This window comes from Kitasatospora griseola, from assembly GCF_044999035.1.
Lineage (GTDB): Bacteria > Actinomycetota > Actinomycetes > Streptomycetales > Streptomycetaceae > Kitasatospora > Kitasatospora griseola.
In genome coordinates, this window is sequence record NZ_CP173360.1 from 5,082,627 (window position 1) to 5,099,355 (window position 16,729).

Annotated in this window: 14 protein-coding genes and 1 pseudogene; 11 read left to right on the forward strand and 4 right to left on the reverse strand. The window is 73.6% G+C overall.

What is annotated here, in order from left to right:
* Positions 1–78 precede the first annotated feature (78 nt).
* The gene (locus ACI1MP_RS23175) at positions 79–1,233 is read left to right on the forward strand and encodes a sensor histidine kinase (RefSeq protein WP_404869385.1); all 1,155 of its coding nucleotides are present in this window, start codon (positions 79–81) and stop codon (positions 1,231–1,233) included.
* Positions 1,234–1,235: 2 nt separating this feature from the next.
* Complete coding sequence (locus ACI1MP_RS23180; protein ID WP_404870822.1) at positions 1,236–1,898, forward strand: response regulator; 663 nt, start codon at positions 1,236–1,238, stop codon at positions 1,896–1,898.
* A 7-nt stretch (positions 1,899–1,905) separates the two neighbouring features.
* Here ACI1MP_RS23180 and ACI1MP_RS23185 read toward each other — a convergent pair whose 3' ends face one another.
* Positions 1,906–2,496, reverse strand: coding sequence for a hypothetical protein (locus ACI1MP_RS23185; protein ID WP_380334663.1), 591 nt, complete (start codon positions 2,494–2,496; stop codon positions 1,906–1,908).
* A 347-nt stretch (positions 2,497–2,843) separates the two neighbouring features.
* Between ACI1MP_RS23185 and purN the strand changes: the two genes are divergently transcribed.
* Complete coding sequence (gene purN, locus ACI1MP_RS23190) at positions 2,844–3,503, forward strand: phosphoribosylglycinamide formyltransferase (RefSeq protein WP_100587232.1); 660 nt, start codon at positions 2,844–2,846, stop codon at positions 3,501–3,503.
* Positions 3,500–5,092, forward strand: a complete 1,593-nt coding sequence (purH, locus tag ACI1MP_RS23195; protein WP_189271433.1) for a bifunctional phosphoribosylaminoimidazolecarboxamide formyltransferase/IMP cyclohydrolase — start codon at positions 3,500–3,502, stop codon at positions 5,090–5,092. Before purN ends, purH begins: the two co-directional genes overlap by 4 nt.
* Before the next feature lie 75 nt (positions 5,093–5,167).
* Here the strand turns inward: purH and ACI1MP_RS23200 are convergent, their stop codons facing one another.
* Both ACI1MP_RS23200 and ACI1MP_RS23205 read right to left on the reverse strand, forming a co-directional pair.
* Entirely contained in the window at positions 5,168–5,902 is a 735-nt protein-coding gene (locus ACI1MP_RS23200) for an RDD family protein (RefSeq protein ID WP_100587234.1), read from the reverse strand.
* A gap of 295 nt (positions 5,903–6,197) precedes the next feature.
* Entirely contained in the window at positions 6,198–6,641 is a 444-nt protein-coding gene (locus ACI1MP_RS23205; RefSeq protein WP_380334668.1) for a DUF4190 domain-containing protein, read from the reverse strand.
* Positions 6,642–6,905: 264 nt separating this feature from the next.
* Here ACI1MP_RS23205 and ACI1MP_RS23210 point away from each other — a divergent pair, with 264 nt between their 5' ends.
* The 7 genes and pseudogenes from ACI1MP_RS23210 to ACI1MP_RS23240 form a co-directional block, all read left to right on the forward strand.
* A complete protein-coding gene (locus tag ACI1MP_RS23210; protein ID WP_100587235.1) occupies positions 6,906–7,760 on the forward strand; it encodes a bifunctional methylenetetrahydrofolate dehydrogenase/methenyltetrahydrofolate cyclohydrolase in 855 nt (284 codons plus the stop codon).
* Positions 7,761–7,777: 17 nt separating this feature from the next.
* Positions 7,778–8,176 carry a DUF3017 domain-containing protein gene (locus ACI1MP_RS23215; protein WP_043914439.1) on the forward strand — a complete coding sequence of 133 codons (399 nt, stop codon included), beginning with the start codon at positions 7,778–7,780 and terminating at the stop codon, positions 8,174–8,176.
* Positions 8,177–8,422: 246 nt separating this feature from the next.
* On the forward strand, positions 8,423–9,415 hold the full coding sequence (locus ACI1MP_RS23220) for a malate dehydrogenase (protein WP_043914437.1): 993 nt from the start codon (positions 8,423–8,425) through the stop codon (positions 9,413–9,415).
* A gap of 74 nt (positions 9,416–9,489) precedes the next feature.
* Positions 9,490–10,803: a hemolysin family protein gene (locus ACI1MP_RS23225; protein WP_380334678.1), complete on the forward strand. Its 1,314-nt coding sequence runs from the start codon at positions 9,490–9,492 to the stop codon at positions 10,801–10,803.
* A 29-nt stretch (positions 10,804–10,832) separates the two neighbouring features.
* Positions 10,833–11,870 carry a tryptophan--tRNA ligase gene (gene trpS / locus ACI1MP_RS23230; protein WP_404869386.1) on the forward strand — a complete coding sequence of 346 codons (1,038 nt, stop codon included), beginning with the start codon at positions 10,833–10,835 and terminating at the stop codon, positions 11,868–11,870.
* Positions 11,870–12,427 carry a 2'-5' RNA ligase family protein gene (locus ACI1MP_RS23235; protein ID WP_404869387.1) on the forward strand — a complete coding sequence of 186 codons (558 nt, stop codon included), beginning with the start codon at positions 11,870–11,872 and terminating at the stop codon, positions 12,425–12,427. Before trpS ends, ACI1MP_RS23235 begins: the two co-directional genes overlap by 1 nt.
* A 109-nt stretch (positions 12,428–12,536) precedes the next feature.
* Positions 12,537–14,231: pseudogene (locus tag ACI1MP_RS23240) on the forward strand (stealth conserved region 3 domain-containing protein); the annotation flags it as partial.
* Positions 14,232–14,279: 48 nt separating this feature from the next.
* Here ACI1MP_RS23240 and ACI1MP_RS23245 read toward each other — a convergent pair.
* Positions 14,280–16,691, reverse strand: coding sequence for a CDP-glycerol glycerophosphotransferase family protein (locus tag ACI1MP_RS23245; RefSeq protein ID WP_380334684.1), 2,412 nt, complete (start codon positions 16,689–16,691; stop codon positions 14,280–14,282).
* Between the last annotated feature and the right edge of the window lie 38 nt (positions 16,692–16,729).

Sequence of the window (16,729 nt, forward strand, 5' to 3'; positions counted from 1 at the left end):
GGCAGATCCCGCCGGGGAGTGGTTCGCCTCCCTCTCGGGAGGGAGGCCGCGGCGGGCGGGGCGGGGGAGGATGGCGGGGTGCCCGCCCTGTTCGCTCCGCTGCTGCTGCCCGCCACCTGGGCCCGACTGCTGCATCTGTCGGTCGGCCTGGTGTTCGCCGGGATCGTGGTGCTGGTCTACCCGGGAACGGAGGGCGTCTCGACCGGGCGGGCGGTGCTGGTGAGCGGCGCGATCGACGTGCCGCTGCTGTGCCTGGTCGCGCTGGTGCCGGCGGTGCGGCGGGCGGAGGGCGTGCAGGCGCGGCTGCTGCTGGTGCCGGCGCGTGAGGAGTCGATCGGCGTTGCGCCGTCGGCGGGTTGGGCGGATCGCGGGCGGACGGCGCTGTGGCTGGTCGCCCGGGTGGCGCTCGGCGTCGCGGTGGGCATGCTGACGGTCGTGGCGTTCGGCGCGGCCGCCGCCGCGGTCCGGCCGCCGTTCGGGCCGCAGGTGATGCTGGCGCCGCTCGCGCTGTTCGTCCTGCTCTGGCTGGCGGTGCTCGCCGGTCGGCTCCAACTCGCTTTGGCCGAGCGGCTGCTGGGTCCGTCGGCGGCGGAGCGGCTGGCCGCGGCGGAGCTGCGTGCGGAGCGGCTGCTGGAGCGCAACCGGCTGGCCCGCGAACTGCACGACTCGATCGGCCACGCGCTGACCGTGACGGTGCTCCAGGCGGGCGCGGCCCGCGAGGTCGCCGATCCGGCGTTCCGGGAGCGGGCGCTGGAGGCGATCGAGACCATCGGCCGCCGTGCGCTGGACGACCTGGAGCGGATGCTGGTGCTGCTGCGCGAGGCCCCGGAGGGCGCCGCCGCCGAGCAGCCGGGCCTGGACCGGGCCGAGGAGCTGTTCGCCGCCGCGCGCGCCGCCGGCAGCCCCGTCGACGCCGAACTGGACGTCCGGGCGGGCGAGTTGCCGGGCGTGCTGTCCCGCGAGGCGTACCGGATCGTCCAGGAGGGCGTCACCAACGCGCTGCGGCACGCCCCCGGCACGCCGATCCGCGTCCGGGCCGCGGTCGCGGCCGGCGAGCTGACCCTGTCCTGCCGCAACGCCCTTACTGGAAAGGGGAGTTCGCGCAAGGGCGGCGGCAAGGGCCTGCGCGGCGTCCGGGAGCGCGCGGTGCTGCTCGGCGGCGAGTGCGAGGCCGGCCCGGACGGCCCGGACTGGGTGCTGCGGGTGCGGCTGCCGCTACGGTTGGGCCGGTGACGGTGATCAAGGTGCTGCTGGTCGACGACGAGGAGCTGATCCGGGCCGGCCTGCGCGCTGTGCTGGACGCCCAGGACGGCATCGAGGTGGTCGGCGAGGCCGAGGACGGCGCCGAGGCCCTCGGCCTGGTCCGCGCGCTGCGCCCCGACGTGGTGCTGATGGACGTCCGGATGCCCGGCGTGGACGGGCTGGCCGCGACCCGGGCGATCCTGCGCGGCGCGGACGGGCCGCCGAAGATCCTGGTGGTGACCACCTTCGAGGCCGACGACTACGTGTACGAGGCGCTGCGGGCCGGCGCGGACGGCTTCCTGCTCAAGCGCTCCCGCCCGGCGGAGATCGTCCAGGCGGTGCGGCTGGTCGCGGCCGGCGAGTCGCTGCTGTTCCCGGCGTCGATCCGCCGCCTCGCCGCGGCCCGGGCCCCGCACGCGGCGGACGGCGGGGCGGTGGCCCGGGCCGGGCTGACGGAGCGCGAGGGGCAGGTGCTGCGGCTGATGGCGCGCGGGCTGTCCAACGCGGAGATCGGCGCCCAGCTGCACCTGGGCGTGCAGACCGTCAAGACGCACGTCAGCAGCCTGCTCGGCAAGCTCGGCGCGCGCGACCGCACCCAGGCGGTGATCGCCGCCTACGAGTCGGGGTTCGTCGCCCCGGTCGCGGACGGGGCCTGACGGCAGGTCACTCCGCGGGGCCCTCGTAGAGCGTGGTCACCCAGGTGGGGACGTCGTTGCCGCAGCTGTGCACGCCCTCCTTGGTGATCGCGGAATTCACGCAGTCCAGGTAGTCGTGGTACGCGAACTGCAGGGCGAACGCCCCCAGCGACATCACCAGCGCCAGGCCGCCGGTGAGCAGCGCGCTGAGCGCGGCCGGGACCTGCGGGCGGACCGGGCGCGGCGCGAACGGGTCGGTGACCGGCTCGGCCGGCGCGCGCAGCACGGTGACGGCGTACCAGACGGCGAGCAGGGCGAGCGGGAAGCTGATCCAGAACAGGCTGAACAGCGCCGTCAGCAGCGCGGCGAAGCCCGACAGCAGGGCGTTGCGGGCGGCCCGGTGCGCCGGGTCGGACAGGTCGAGGCGGGGCCCCTGCGGGCCGGGCTCGGGGCGCGGGCCCCACTGCGGCGGCTGCGGGCGCTCGCCGTCCGGCGGCCCGTCCGGGCGGTCGCCGGACGCCGGGGGCTGCGGGACGCGCGGACTCCAGGGCTGGTCCGGGGCGCCGGGCGGAGGGGGCGCGAAGGGGTTGCGCTCGCCGCTGTCCTCGCCGCTGCTCATGGTGTCGGCCGTTTCTGCTCGTCGGTTGTCCGCCCGGCGATGGGGGAGTGGGCGGTCGGTCAATGATCCCCCAACCGCTCGGCGGCTGTACGGCACCCCGCCAGAACCGGGGCCGGGCGGCCGGGAGATCCCCGTCTCAACTACGCGCGTAGCGTTGCCGGGCGGTTACAGATGGCCTCCCGCCAGCCGTTATCGTGGTGACGGTCGGCAGCTCCCGACGGTTCCCCGGATCCCGCAGCGCCGCGGGCGCCCGCGCCCGTCGACGGCTCCCGACCTGCCGCCGCCCGTAATGGCCCCACCGACGGTGGACGTACCAGCGGGCGACACGACCTACGGAGAACCGCGCCGTGGCTGCCGCTGACGCCCAAGTCTTCCCGCCCCGTACCCCCGGACCGGCCCGGCTGGTGGTGCTGGTCTCCGGCTCCGGCACCAACCTCCAGGCACTGATCGACGCCGCCGCCGACCCCGCCTTCGGGGCGCGGATCGTCGCCGTGGGCGCCGACCGGGACGGCATCGCCGGCATCGACCGGGCCGAGAAGGCCGGTATCCCGGTCTTCGTCGAGCGCGTCAAGGACCACGCCGACCGGGCCGCCTGGGACGCCGCGCTGACCGCCGCCGTCGCGTCGTACGAACCCGACCTGGTGATCTCCGCCGGGTTCATGAAGATCCTCGGCCCCGCGTTCGTCGGCGCCTTCGCCGGGCGCACCGTCAACACCCACCCCGCGCTGCTGCCCGCCTTCCCCGGGGCGCACGGCGTCCCCGACGCGCTCGCGTACGGCGTGAAGGTCACCGGCTGCACCGTGCACCTGGTGGACGCCGGTGTGGACACCGGGCCGATCATCGCCCAGGGCGTGGTGGAGGTCGAGGACACCGACCACGCCGACGGCGGCGAGGCGCTGCACGAGCGCATCAAGACTGTCGAGCGCAAGCTGCTCGTCGAGGTCGTGGGCCGGCTGGCCCGCGAAGGACACCGCATCGAAGACCGAAAGGTATGGATCCCGGCATGAGCGCCGCTCCCTCCGCCACTCCGCCCGTCTCCGAGAACGTACGCCCGATCCGGCGCGCGCTGATCAGCGTGTACGACAAGACCGGTCTGGAGGAGCTGGCCCAGGGCCTGCACGCCGCCGGGGTCGCCATCGTCTCCACCGGCTCCACCGCCGGCCGGATCGCCGCCGCCGGCGTCCCGGTCACCGAGGTCTCCGAGCTGACCGGCTTCCCCGAGTGCCTGGACGGCCGGGTCAAGACCCTGCACCCGCGGGTGCACGCCGGCGTCCTCGCCGACCTGCGCCTGGAGTCGCACCGCGCGCAGCTGGCCGAGCTCGGCGTCGAGCCGTTCGACCTGGTCGTGGTGAACCTGTACCCGTTCACCGCCACCGTCGCCTCCGGCGCCACCCCCGACGAGTGCGTCGAGCAGATCGACATCGGCGGCCCGTCGATGGTCCGCGCCGCCGCCAAGAACCACCCCTCGGTGGCCGTCGTGGTCGACCCGGCCCGCTACGCGGACGTGCTGACGGCCGCGCAGTCCGGCGGCTTCGACTTGCTGACCCGCAAGCGCCTGGCCGCCGCCGCGTTCGCGCACACCGCCGCGTACGACGTGGCCGTCGCCTCCTGGTTCGAGCAGTCGGGCTACACCGAGTCGGACGCTGTGTCTTCGCCGTTTCCCACCTTTTTGGGCGACACCTGGGAGCTCGGCAACGTCCTGCGCTACGGCGAGAACCCGCACCAGCAGGCCGCGCTCTACCTCGACGGCACCGGCGGCCTGGCGGGCGCGCAGCAGCTGCAGGGCAAGGAGATGTCCTACAACAACTACGTGGACACCGACGCCGCCCGCCGCGCCGCCTACGACCACGCCGGCCCCGCCGTCGCGATCATCAAGCACGCCAACCCGTGCGGCATCGCCACCGGCGCGGACGTCGCCGAGGCGCACCGCAAGGCGCACGCCTGCGACCCGGTCTCCGCGTACGGCGGCGTGATCGCCGTCAACCGCCCGGTCACCGTCGAGCTGGCCGAGCAGATCGCCCCGATCTTCACCGAGGTCGTCGTCGCCCCCGGCTACGAGGACGGCGCGCTCGAGGTGCTGACCAAGAAGAAGAACCTGCGGGTGCTGCTCGCCCCCGAGGCCCCCGCCGACAAGCTGGAGTCCCGCCGGATCTCCGGCGGCGTGCTGCTCCAGCAGGTCGACCGCGTCGACGCCGAGGGCGACGACCCGTCGACCTGGACGCTGGCCACCGGCGCGGCGCTGTCCGCCGACGAGCTCGCCGAACTCGCCTTCGCCTGGCGGGCCTGCCGGGCCGTCAAGTCCAACGCGATCCTGCTCGCCAAGGACGGCGCCTCGGTCGGCGTCGGCATGGGCCAGGTCAACCGCGTCGACTCCTGCAAGCTGGCCGTCACCCGGGCCGGCGAGCGGGCGGTCGGCTCCTACGCCGCCTCCGACGCGTTCTTCCCGTTCGCGGACGGCCTGGAGATCCTGCTCGCCGCGGGCGTCAAGGCCGTGGTCCAGCCCGGCGGTTCGATCCGCGACGAAGAGGTGATCGCCGCCGCCGAGAAGGCCGGCGTGACCATGTACTTCTCCGGGACCCGGCACTTCTTCCACTGATCGGCCGGTCCCCGACGCCGAGGGCCCCGCACTCCGGAGACGGAGTGCGGGGCCCTCGGGCGTGCCGGGCGGGCGTTACTTCTTGATCACCACGGTGCCGGCGGCACGGTCGTGCCAGCCCTGCAGCTTGCCGGAGTTGTCGAAGAACGGCGACAGCCACACCAGCAGCAGACCGATGCCGCAGACCAGGTAGCCGACCTGCGGGATGATGAAGCGGACGAAGCCGGCGCCGACGCCCGGGTTCTGGCCGGTGTTCTCCTTGACCACCCGCAGGCCCAGGGCCATCTTGCCGAGGGTCGCGCCCACCAGTCCGACCATCAGCCACTCGTAGAGCAGGTTGAAGATGCCGACCGCGGCCGCCATGCCGAAGAAGGCGGCGAAGACGCCGGCCGACTGCTGGACCTGCTCGTTCGTGCAGCTCTGGTACGCCGCGGTGCCGTAGCTGTACCCGGTGCAGTCCTTGATGTCGCCCGACAGACCCAGCGCACCGGCCAGGCCCAGCGCCATCGCGATGCCGACGACCACGCCGCTGATCAGACCGTCCAGCAGGCGGGCCAGGAAGCGCTGGCCCATGGTGGCGATCCGCACCATGCCGAGGTTGGCGATGTTGATGTAGCCGTTGTTGGCCTGGATCGTGCCGGGCGCCTGCGGGTAGCCGTAGCCGTAACCGGGCTGCGGCGGCACCTGGCCCTGCGGGTAGCCGTAGCCGGGCTGCTGCACCGGCGGCGCCTGCGGGTAGCCGTAACCGGGCTGCTGCGGCGGCTGCTGCGGCTGGCCGTAGGGGTTGTTGGGGTCGGGCGGGTAGCTCATCGATGCCTCCGGGCAGGAAGGAGCGTGGACGGAACGGAAAAAACCTGGGGACGGACGGGCAGGGGACGCGCCGACTGCGTCGGAGAGTAGCGGACAGGTCCGACGGCAGGAGGATCAACGACCATCGACCGGGCCCTCCGTCCGGAGCGTCAGAATGCCGAAACGGGCCGAACGCCGGGCCCGGGCGCGGACAGCGCCGCACCGGCCGACCGCCGCCGACCGGGCGTCAACACCTCGCCGGGCAGCGGCAGTGGACGCGTCGTCACCGGGGCGCTCGGCCCGGGGGCCACGGGGTTCATGAGGGGCTGGTGACCGCGAGGACCATCACGCCGAGTGAGATCAGCAGGGCCAGCGAGTTCAGCACGATGCCGCCGATCGCGGCAGTCCGCCCGGTGCCCCCGAGCTGCGTCGCCCGCTTCAGCCCCGAGATGCCGAAGCCCAGGCCCACCAGGCCCGATATCCCCAGGAAGAAGAAGCAGGACAGCAGGATCGCGACGAAACCGATCACCACGGACGCCGTGGCGGCGTTGTTGTTCACCGACATCGGAACGTTCGGCGGGTACGGGTGCGAAGGGTGCGCCTGCTGCGGATAGCCGTAGCCGTAACCGGGCTGCATCGGCTGAGGCGGCTGCGGCGCCTGGGGATAGCCGTAGGGCGGCGGCTGCTGCGGCGGCGGGCCGGGCCGGCCGCCTGCCTGGCCGTAACCGCCGTACGGATCCGGCTGGTACGGATTGCTCACTTGTCGATTCCCCCGACTTGTTCGTCCCCCGTCGCCCGACGGTCCGTCACCAGGACCTGGGCGGCGGCACTTGCCCCGTCATCGTGGGCCTTGGCGCGGCGCGATGTCCAGCCACATGCAGGCCACGCGCGCGACCGTGGCACAACCGCAATCCCCCGGCACGCTCCGTGGCCGCCCGGGACGCTCCGTACAGGACCCGCCCGGCCGGGACGCGGACCCCGCCCGGCGGCACGTCGCGGACCCCGGATCCGGAAGAATGGAGACATGACTGCCCAGATTCTCGATGGCAAGGCCACCGCGGCCGCGATCAAGTCCGAACTCGCCGTCCGCGTGGCGGCCCTCAAGGAACGGGGCATCGTCCCCGGCCTCGGCACCGTCCTGGTCGGCGACGACCCGGGCAGCCGGTGGTACGTCAACGGCAAGCACCGCGACTGCGCGGAGATCGGCATCGCCTCCATCCAGCGCGAGCTCCCCGCCACCGCCACCCAGGAGGACGTCGAGAACGTCGTCCGCGAGCTCAACGCCGACCCGGCCTGCACCGGCTACATCGTCCAGCTGCCGCTCCCCAAGGGCCTGGACCAGAACCGCGTGCTCGAACTCATGGACCCCGACAAGGACGCCGACGGCCTGCACCCGACCTCGCTCGGCCGCCTCGTCCTCGGCATCGACGGCCCGCTGCCCTGCACCCCGCTCGGCATCGTCGAGCTGCTCCGCCGCCACGACGTCGCCATCGACGGCGCCGAGGTCGTGGTCGTCGGCCGCGGCATCACCGTCGGCCGCTCCATCGGCCTGCTGCTCACCCGCCGCAGCGAGAACGCCACCGTGACGCTGTGCCACACCGGCACCCGCGACCTCGCCTTCCACCTGCGCAAGGCCGACATCGTGGTCGCCGCCGCGGGCGTCCCGCACCTGGTCAAGCCCGAGGACGTCAAGCCCGGCGCGGCCGTGCTGGACGTCGGCGTCTCCCGCAGCGAGGGCAAGATCGTCGGCGACGTGCACCCCGGCGTCGCCGAGGTCGCCGCCTGGATCTCTCCCAACCCCGGCGGCGTCGGCCCGATGACCCGCGCGATGCTCCTCAACAACATCGTCGAGGCGGCCGAGCGCCGCGCCGGCGTCTGAGACCGGTGCCCGGCGTCATGAAGCGCGCCCGCCGCCGACCCCTCACCACGGAAGGAACCCTCCCCCCGGAGGGTTCCCGGGCGGCACTCGGCCGCGGCCACACCCTCCCGCTCCGGCAGTGGCCGATCACCCTGGTGCTCGCCGTCGCCGCCCTCGGCCTGCTCACCACCTGGGCCGGCAACTTCCGGCTCGGCCTGCTCGCCGTCGGCGTCGCACCCCTGCTCGGAGCACTGCTGCGACTCGGCCTGCCCGACGTCGGCATGCTCGCCGTCCGCAGCCGGTTCACCGACGTCACCCTGATGTTCGTCCTCGGCGGGGTGATCGTGCTGCTCACCCTGGTGGCGCAGCCCCACCCGTGGCTGAACGTGCCGATGCTCGACAACATCGGCCGGTTGATCGGGCACCCCGTGCACTGATCGGACGAGTGGCTGTCAGCAAGGTCGCGACCACGGGCAGGTCACTGTCCCGCGTCGCGATCCTGCTGACGCTCCCCTCCCGCTTCGCGCAGTCACCCGCGCCCCCTCGTTGCGCGCTCCCTGGTTTCGCACCCGGTTGTGACCCTGCGATAACCTGAGCCGGGTCTCTCGACATCGAGAGATCATCCTCGGCTCCAGTGCGCCGATGTGCCTGGGGCGCCTGGCGATTTGCTGGAGAAGGTAGATATGACTCGCACCCCCGTCAACGTCACCGTTACCGGAGCGGCCGGCCAGATCGGCTACGCGCTGCTCTTCCGCATCGCCTCCGGTCACCTGCTGGGTGCCGACGTGCCGGTGAACCTGCGCCTGCTGGAGATCCCGCAGGGCGTGAAGGCCGCCGAGGGTGTCGCGATGGAGCTGGACGACTGCGCGTTCCCGCTGCTGCGCGACATCACCATCACGGACCAGGCGAACGTGGCGTTCGACGGCGCCAACGTGGCGCTGCTGGTCGGCGCCCGTCCGCGTACCGCGGGCATGGAGCGCGGCGACCTGCTGTCCGCCAACGGCGGCATCTTCGGTCCGCAGGGCAAGGCGATCAACGACAACGCCGCGGACGACATCAAGGTCCTGGTGGTCGGCAACCCGGCCAACACCAACGCCCTGATCGCCCAGCGCAACGCCCCGGACGTGCCGGCCGAGCGCTTCACCGCGATGACCCGCCTGGACCACAACCGCGCCGTCGCCCAGCTGGCGAAGAAGGCCGGCGTGACGGTCGAGGACGTCAAGAAGGTCACCATCTGGGGCAACCACTCCGCCTCCCAGTACCCGGACCTGTTCCACGCGGAGATCGCCGGCAAGGCCGCCTTCGACGCCGTCGGCGCCGACCAGGCGTGGGTCGAGAACTTCTTCATCCCGAAGGTCGCCAAGCGCGGCGCCGAGATCATCGAGGTCCGTGGCGCGTCCTCGGCCGCCTCGGCCGCCAACGCCGCCATCGACCACGTCCACACCTGGGTCAACGGCACCCCGGCCGGCGACTGGACCTCGATGGGCATCGTCTCCGACGGCTCGTACGGCGTGCCGGAGGGCCTGATCTCCTCGTTCCCGGTCACCACCAAGGACGGCAAGTTCGAGATCGTCCAGGGCCTGGACCTCTCCGAGTTCGACCGCAAGCGGATCGACGCCTCGGTCGGCGAGCTCGCCGAGGAGCGCGACGCGGTCAAGGAGCTCGGCCTCATCTGAGCGCCGCTCCGCCGCGAGTGAAGTGAACGGCCGGGTGCCCACGGGGCGCCCGGCCGTTCTCCTACACTCGGGCCGTGAGCGAAACCCTGCAGGACGCCGCGCTCGTCCTGGTGTTCATCATGCTGGGCGGGTTGTTCAACGTCGCCGAGATCGCGCTGATCTCGTTGCGCGAGGGGCAGATCCGCACCCTGGAGTCGGTCGGTTCGCGGCGGGCCGCCCGGGCGGCGCACCTGGCGGCCGATCCGAACCGGTTCCTGGCCGCCGTGCAGGTCGGGGTGACGTGCATGGGCTTCCTGTCGGCGGCGTTCGGCGCGGACACGCTGGCCGGCAAGCTGGCGCCCGTGTTCGTGGAGGCGGGGCTGTCGGACGGCGTCGCGGACGCGGTGGCGCTGGTCGGGCTGACCCTGGTGATCTCCTACGCGTCGCTGGTGCTGGGCGAGTTGACGCCCAAGCGGATCGGCCTGCAGCGGGCCGAGTCGATCGCGCTGCTGGCCGCCCCGGTGGTCGACGTGATGTCGGTGGCGCTGCGCCCGGTGATCTGGCTGCTCGGCCACTCGACCAACCTGATGGTGCGCCTGCTGGGCGGCGACCCGTCCGCCGGGCGCGGGGTGATGAGCCCGGAGGAGCTCCGCGGGCTGGTCGCGGCGAACACCGAACTCGGCTCGGACGAACGCGAGTTGATCAACGAGGTGTTCGCGGCGGGGGAGCGCCAGCTGCGCGAGGTGATGGTGCCGCGCACCGAGGTGACGTTCCTGGACGCCGACCGGCTGGTGCGCGAGGTCCGGGCCGAGACCGACTCCTCGCCGCACTCCCGCTACCCGGTGGTGGAGGGCTCCTACGACGCCGTCACCGGTTTCGTGCACGTCCGCGACCTGTACGGGGTGCGCGGCGAGGAGGCCGCCCGGGTCCGTGACCTGGCCCGCCCGGTGAAGCTGCTGCCCGCCACCAAGCGGGTGCTGGAGGCGATGAGCGAGATGCGCCGCGAGGGCCACCACCTGGCCATCGTGGTCGACGAGTACGGCGGCACCGCGGGCATCGTCACGCTGGAGGACCTGGTCGAGGAGGTGGTCGGCGAGATCCGCGACGAGTACGACGCCCAGGACACCACCGCGACCCGCCGGCTGGCGGGCGGCGGCGTCGAGCTCGACGGCCTGCTGAACCTCGCCGACTTCGCCGAGGAGACCGGCTTCACGCTGCCCGAGGGCCCGTACGAGACGGTCGCCGGCTTCGTGGTGCGCGAGCTCGGCCGGCTGCCGCAGAAGGGCGACCAGGTGCTCACCGAGTCCGGTGCCCGGATCACCGTGGCCCGGCTCGACGGGCGGCGGATCGAGCGGCTGCGGGTGAGTGCCGTCACACTGCCGAACCCGGGTGCGCAGGACGTTTCCTGAGCGGTCGGGGGAACTGGAAGAATGGGCGCATGGTCAACGCAGCGGTCACCGGTCCGGTGAAGGACCGTCCTCGGGTGCTCTCGGGCATCCAGCCCACCTCAGGCTCCTTCCACCTGGGCAACTACCTCGGCGCGGTGCGCCAGTGGGTCGACATGCAGGAGGCCAACGACGCCTTCTACATGGTCGTCGACCTGCACGCGATCACCGTCGAGCAGGACCCGGCGACGCTGCGGCAGAACACCCGGGTCTCCGTCGCGCAGCTGCTCGGCGCCGGCCTGGACCCGGAGCGCTGCACCCTGTTCGTGCAGTCGCACGTGTCCGAGCACGCGCAGCTGGCCTGGGTGATGAACTGCTTCACCGGCTTCGGCGAGGCCTCCCGGATGACGCAGTTCAAGGACAAGTCCCTCAAGCAGGGCGCCGACCGCACCACCGTCGGCCTGTTCACCTACCCCGTGCTGATGGTCGCCGACGTCCTGCTCTACCAGACCCAGACCGTCCCGGTCGGTGAGGACCAGCGCCAGCACCTGGAGCTCACCCGCGACCTCGCGGAGCGCTTCAACACCCGCTACGGCAAGACCTTCACCGTCCCCGAGCCGTACATCCTGAAGGCCACCGCCAAGATCCAGGACCTGCAGGACCCGACGGCGAAGATGAGCAAGTCCGCGGCCAGCGACAAGGGCCTGATCAGCCTGCTCGACCCGCCGAAGACCAGCGCCAAGAAGTTCAAGAGCGCCGTCACCGACACCGACACCGTGGTCACCTACGACGAGGCGAACAAGCCCGGCGTCTCCAACCTGCTGCGGATCCACTCCGCGCTCAGCGGGATGAGCATCGAGCAGCTGGTCGCGCACTTCGACGGCAAGATGTACGGCGCCCTGAAGACCGAACTGGCCGAGCTGTTCACCGACTGGGTGACCCCGTTCCAGACCCGGACCCAGGAGTACCTGGACGACCCGGCCGAGCTCGACCGGGTGCTGGCGCTGGGCGCCGAGAAGGCCCGCGCGGTGGCGTCCGAGACGCTCGCCGAGGTGTACGACCGGGTCGGCTTCCTGGCGCCGAAGCGCTGATGCCGACGGCTGCCGCCCCCGATGGTGACGGTCTCGACGAGACCGTCACCATCGGCGTGTCCATACACGTCCCGGAACCGTACGGCAGCCAGGTGCAGGACGCCCGGGCCGGCCACGGCGACCCGCAGGCCCGGGCGATACCCACCCACGTCACGCTGCTGCCGCCCACCGAGACCCGGGCCGCCCTGCTGCCCGGCATCGAGGAGCACCTGCGGGCGGTGGCGGCCGCGCAGCGCCCGTTCCGGATGCTGCTGCAGGGCAGCGGGACGTTCCGCCCGGTGTCGCCGGTGGTCTTCGTCCGGGTCGAGGAGGGCGCCCAGGAGTGCCGCGAGCTGGAGGCCGAGGTCCGGTCCGGTCCGCTGGCCCGCGAACTCGCCTTCCCGTACCACCCGCACGTCACCGTCGCGCACGGCCTGACCGACCCGGTCCTGGACGAGGCCCAGGAGCAGGCCCGGGGCTTCCGCGCGGCGTTCGAGGTCACCGAGTTCGTGCTCTCGACGTTCGGGGCGGACGCCGTCTGGCGGCCCTGGCACAGCTACGCGTTCGGCCGAGCCTGAGGGTTCCGCCCGGGGATTCCTGGAGTTGTCTGGGAGTTCTTTGCCATTCCTTCACCTTGCCTTTCGTCGTTGTTACCGTCGAAACGAGTCATCGCGCGGCGGGAGAACAATGGCTGGCAAGCGGTCGGTGCGGACAGTTGCACGGCGTTTCGCCGGCCGGGTGCTCCGTCGGCTGGGCGTGCTGCCGCCGCCCGTGCCCGCCGCCGTCCCGGCCCCGCCGGTGGATCCGCGGCGGGTCCGCGAGGACGAGCTGCTGGCCGCCGACCGCCGCCTGGTGCGGCACCGCGACCGGCTGGCCGAGCTCCGCGACGACCTGCTCGCCCCCCGGGCCCGCGAGGCCAACCTCGCCGCCGCCGCCGCGGCTTTGGACGCCGCCGGCGTGCCCCACCTGCTGATCCCCGACCGCGGCACCCGCCACCGGCTGGCCGTTCCCCCCGGCGGCCGGGACCGGGCGCTGACCGCCCTCGCCGACGCCTTCCGCGGCGCCCCCGTGTACGCCGCGCTGCTCGGCCACGGCACCGTGCACAGCACCGTGCTCGCCGAGGAGCTGCCGCCCGCCGTCGCGGAGCACGAACTGCCGCCGCCCGTCGAGGCCGTGGCGGACGCCGAGGACGCCGCCGAACCGGCGGAGCCCGTCGAGCTGCCCGAGCGGGTCAAGGGCGTGCGCCTGTACCGGCCGGTGGTGACCGGCAGCCGCACCCTGTACTACGGCGAGGACCACGGCTGCGACCTGGAGTTCTGGGACACCGACGGGTCGGCGCACGGCGCCGTCGCCGCGATCGACCAGACCCCGTTCGGCTGGTGGCTGCCCTCACTGGAGGCGGCCGGCACGGTCCGGGTCGGCGACCGCGACTACCCCGTCGCGGAGCCGTTCCTGCACGCCCTGCCGGAGGACGTCCGCTTCCCGGTGGACGCTGTGATCACCTGGGTCGACGACCGCGACCCCGCCTGGCGGGCCCGCCGCGACGCCGCCCGCGCCCGGCTGTCCGGCGAATCGCGGACCGCCGCCGACGGCCCCGCCCACGACGACGGCGACCACCGCTACCGCGATCGCGACGAACTGCGGCACTGCCTGCGCTCGATCGCCATGTACGCCCCCTGGATCCGGCGGATCTTCCTCGTCACCGACGACCAGACGCCGTCCTGGCTGGACCCGTCCGCCCCCGGCCCCACCCTGGTGTCGCACCGTCGGCTGCTGGACGGCGGACCGGTGTTCAACTCGCACGCGATCGAGACCGGCCTGCACCGGATCCCCGGCCTGGCCGAGCACTTCCTGTACTTCAACGACGACATGTTCCTCGGCGGGCCGGTCCGCCCCGAGGACTTCTTCCTCGGCAACGGACAGCCGAAGGTCTTCCGCGACACCCGGATCGTCCCGCCGTCCGCCGGGGCCGGCTCCGCCGACGTCTACACGTCCGCCCAGCAGAACACCCGGCGGGCCCTGGAACGCGACCACGGCCGGGTCATCACCCGGGTGCTCGCGCACGTCCCGTACGCGCTGCGGCGCAGCCTGCTGGAGGACGCCGAACGGCGCTGGCGGCCCGAGCTGGAGGCCACCGGCCGCTCCGCGTTCCGCTCCGCCGCCGACGTCGCGCCGATCACCCTGGCGCTGTACCACGCGCAGCTGCGCGGTGCCGCCGTCGACGGAACCCTCCGCCACGGGTACCTGGCGGTGGACCGCGCCGAGGACCGGGCCCGGCTGGCCCGGCTGCTCGACGAACGCGACCTGCCGGTGTTCTGCCTGGCCGACGGGGCCGGCGACGGCAGCCCCGCGGAGGAGCAGGACCGGGCGATGGCCGCGTTCCTGGCCGCGTACTTCCCGGTGCCCGGCCCCTACGAGCGGCGGGCCGGCTCAGCCGACCGTGCCGAGGGCGAGCATCCGGTCGACCAGCCGGGCGGCCGCCCCGCCGTCGTCCAGCGGGCAGAACCGCTCGCGGAACGCGCGGTAGTTCTCCCGGTACCGGGCCGGGTCGAGGTCGCGTAGCGCGGCCACCACCTGCTCGGAGCCGGTCAGCAGCGGGCCGGGGGCGTGCCGCTCGAAGTCGAAGGTGAAGCCGCGCAGCCGGTCGCGGTAGTGCTCCAGGTCGTAGGTGAAGAACAGCATCGGGCGGCCGGTCACCGCGAAGTCGAACATCACCGAGGAGTAGTCGGTGACCAGCACGTCGGCGACCAGCAGCAGGTCCTGGACGTCCGGGTAGTCGGCGACGTCGCGGACGAAGTCGTCGTCCGGCAGCGCGCCGACGCAGTGCACGTGCGGGCGCAGCAGCAGCACGTGGTCGTGGCCGAGGGCGGCCCGGGCGGCGGCCAGGTCGAGGTGCAGGTCGACCTCGAAGCGGTCGCCGGCGCCGCGCCGGTCGTCCCGCCAGGTCGGCGCGTACAGCACCACCCGGCGGCCGGGCGGCACCCGCAGCCGGCGGCGGACGGCGGCCACCTCGTCCGGGTCGGGGCGGGCCAGCCGGTCGTTGCGCGGGTAGCCGCCCTCCAGGACCTCGCCGCGGTGGCCGAAGGAGGCGACCAGCTCCGGAGTGGCGAACGGGCTGGGCGACAGCAGCAGGCTCCACTGCGGCACCTCGCGGTCCAGCCGCTCCAGGTAGCCGTCGGCGATGGTGCGGTTCTCCGGCATGCGGTGCCCGATCCGCTTCAGCGGGGTGCCGTGCCACAGCTGCACCACCACCTGGCCGTCGCGGCGGCGCAGGAACTCCGGGAAGTGCGTGTTGCCGACCAGGTAGCGGCAGGTGGCGAGCGCCTCGTACCACTCGGGGCTCCACTGGCGGATCGCGCGGACCGGCCCGGGCGGCTGCTCCTGGCCGTCCTCGATCACCCACAGGTGCTCCAACGGGAGCTGCCGGCGGGCGAGTTCGGCGTGCACGGCGCGCGGGTTGCAGGCGTAGCCGCGGCCGCCGAAGACGTCGTACAGCACGGCGTCGCGCAGCGGGCGGCGGCGGGCGGCCGGGTAGCTCTCGGTGCGCAGCCGGTGCTGGCGCAGCGCGCTGCGCTCCAGGGCGGCCAGCACCGGGAGGCTGTCCACGATCAGGGTGTCGTGCCAACGGCGTTGCAGCAGGAAGGACTTGTCGCCCAAGCGGGCGCGGGCCGGGAGCTGCGCCAGCGCGGCGGGGTGCAGCCGCAGCGGGTGGCCGGGACGGTCGTCGGGGCCGGCGGGGCACAGCATGGCCTCCCAGACGCCCTTGCCGAGCGGGCGGGGCACGCCGTCGGGCCCGTCGGGGGTGAGCGGCAGCCGGACGGTGAAGCGGTCGCCGTCGGCGGGGTGGACGGCCGCGCGCCGTTCGCGGCCGTCGCCGCAGTGCCGCAGCACCAGCTCCAGCGGGGCGTCCAGGCCGCCGGGGAACTCGCCGGCCAGGTCGAAGCCGCCGTCGGCGGGGGTGATCCGGTCGACCAGCGGTTCGGCCGGCTGGACGCAGAACTGCAGCCGGTCGTCGGAGAGTCGCTTGGCGTACAGCACCCGGTCGGCGGGCAGCGGCAGCTGGCAGGCGCCGGTGGGCGGGTGGCGCAGGACGAGCGGGGCGTCGCCGTCGGGCAGGGTCAGCGCGGGCTCCCAGTGGCCCTCGGCGAGGCGCGGGACGGTGCCGACGGCGGCGGTGAACTCCTCGCCCTGCCAGTGCACCAGGCTCTCCACGACGGCGCCGGTGGTGCGGTGCCGCAGCACCAGGGCGCCGCCGGGGGCGGCGGCGGTGCCGCGCAGTTCGAAGCCGTCGGGGCGGGAGCGGCAGGAGTCGACCCGGGCGCGGACCGGACGCACCGTCAGGTGCAGCGCGCCGTCCTCGACGGTCGGCACCAGTTGGAGCGCCGGGCCGGTCCAGCCGGCGGGCGGGTACTCGCCGCTGCCGCACCAGTACGCGGCGAGCGGGGCGCGGGCCCGGCGCGGGCCGCAGCCGACGACCGCCTCGACCCGCCAGCCGGTGACGGAGCGCAGCGCGGGGGCGTGCAGCAGTGCCGGGTCGAGGCGGGCGGTGAACCCGGTCCAGTCGAGGTTGTGCCGGGTCTGCGCGCTGTCGTCGGTGGCCTCCGGCAGGTAGCACGGGACGGTGCGCAGCCGCAGCGGGCGGCGGCTGCCGTCGACGGGGTGCAGTTCCAGCACGATGCGGGTCTGCCCGGGGCGTTCGCCGGGTGCGTCGAGGAGCCGGCCCTCGCCGATCAGGACGAGTTCGCCGCCCTCCCAGAAGGCGCGGCGCAGCGCCGCGCCGGCGACCGGTTCGGCGGGGTGCGGGGGCCGGTCGGCGGTGGGGCGCCGTAGCAGGTGGGACATTCCGGTATCCCAGTGCAAAACGTCGGTAAAAGTCAATT

Excerpts from the sequence above, each read along its gene's own strand:
- ACI1MP_RS23210 (WP_100587235.1), top strand. The coding sequence starts at position 6,906 with ATGACTGCCCAGATTCTCGATGGCAAGGCCACCGCGGCCGCGATCAAG.
- ACI1MP_RS23245 (WP_380334684.1), bottom strand. The coding sequence starts at position 16,691 with ATGTCCCACCTGCTACGGCGCCCCACCGCCGACCGGCCCCCGCACCCC.
- ACI1MP_RS23220 (WP_043914437.1), top strand. The coding sequence starts at position 8,423 with ATGACTCGCACCCCCGTCAACGTCACCGTTACCGGAGCGGCCGGCCAG.
- trpS (WP_404869386.1), top strand. The coding sequence starts at position 10,833 with ATGGTCAACGCAGCGGTCACCGGTCCGGTGAAGGACCGTCCTCGGGTG.
- ACI1MP_RS23185 (WP_380334663.1), bottom strand. The coding sequence starts at position 2,496 with ATGAGCAGCGGCGAGGACAGCGGCGAGCGCAACCCCTTCGCGCCCCCT.
- ACI1MP_RS23215 (WP_043914439.1), top strand. The coding sequence starts at position 7,778 with ATGAAGCGCGCCCGCCGCCGACCCCTCACCACGGAAGGAACCCTCCCC.
- ACI1MP_RS23200 (WP_100587234.1), bottom strand. The coding sequence starts at position 5,902 with ATGAGCTACCCGCCCGACCCCAACAACCCCTACGGCCAGCCGCAGCAG.
- purH (WP_189271433.1), top strand. The coding sequence starts at position 3,500 with ATGAGCGCCGCTCCCTCCGCCACTCCGCCCGTCTCCGAGAACGTACGC.
- ACI1MP_RS23235 (WP_404869387.1), top strand. The coding sequence starts at position 11,870 with ATGCCGACGGCTGCCGCCCCCGATGGTGACGGTCTCGACGAGACCGTC.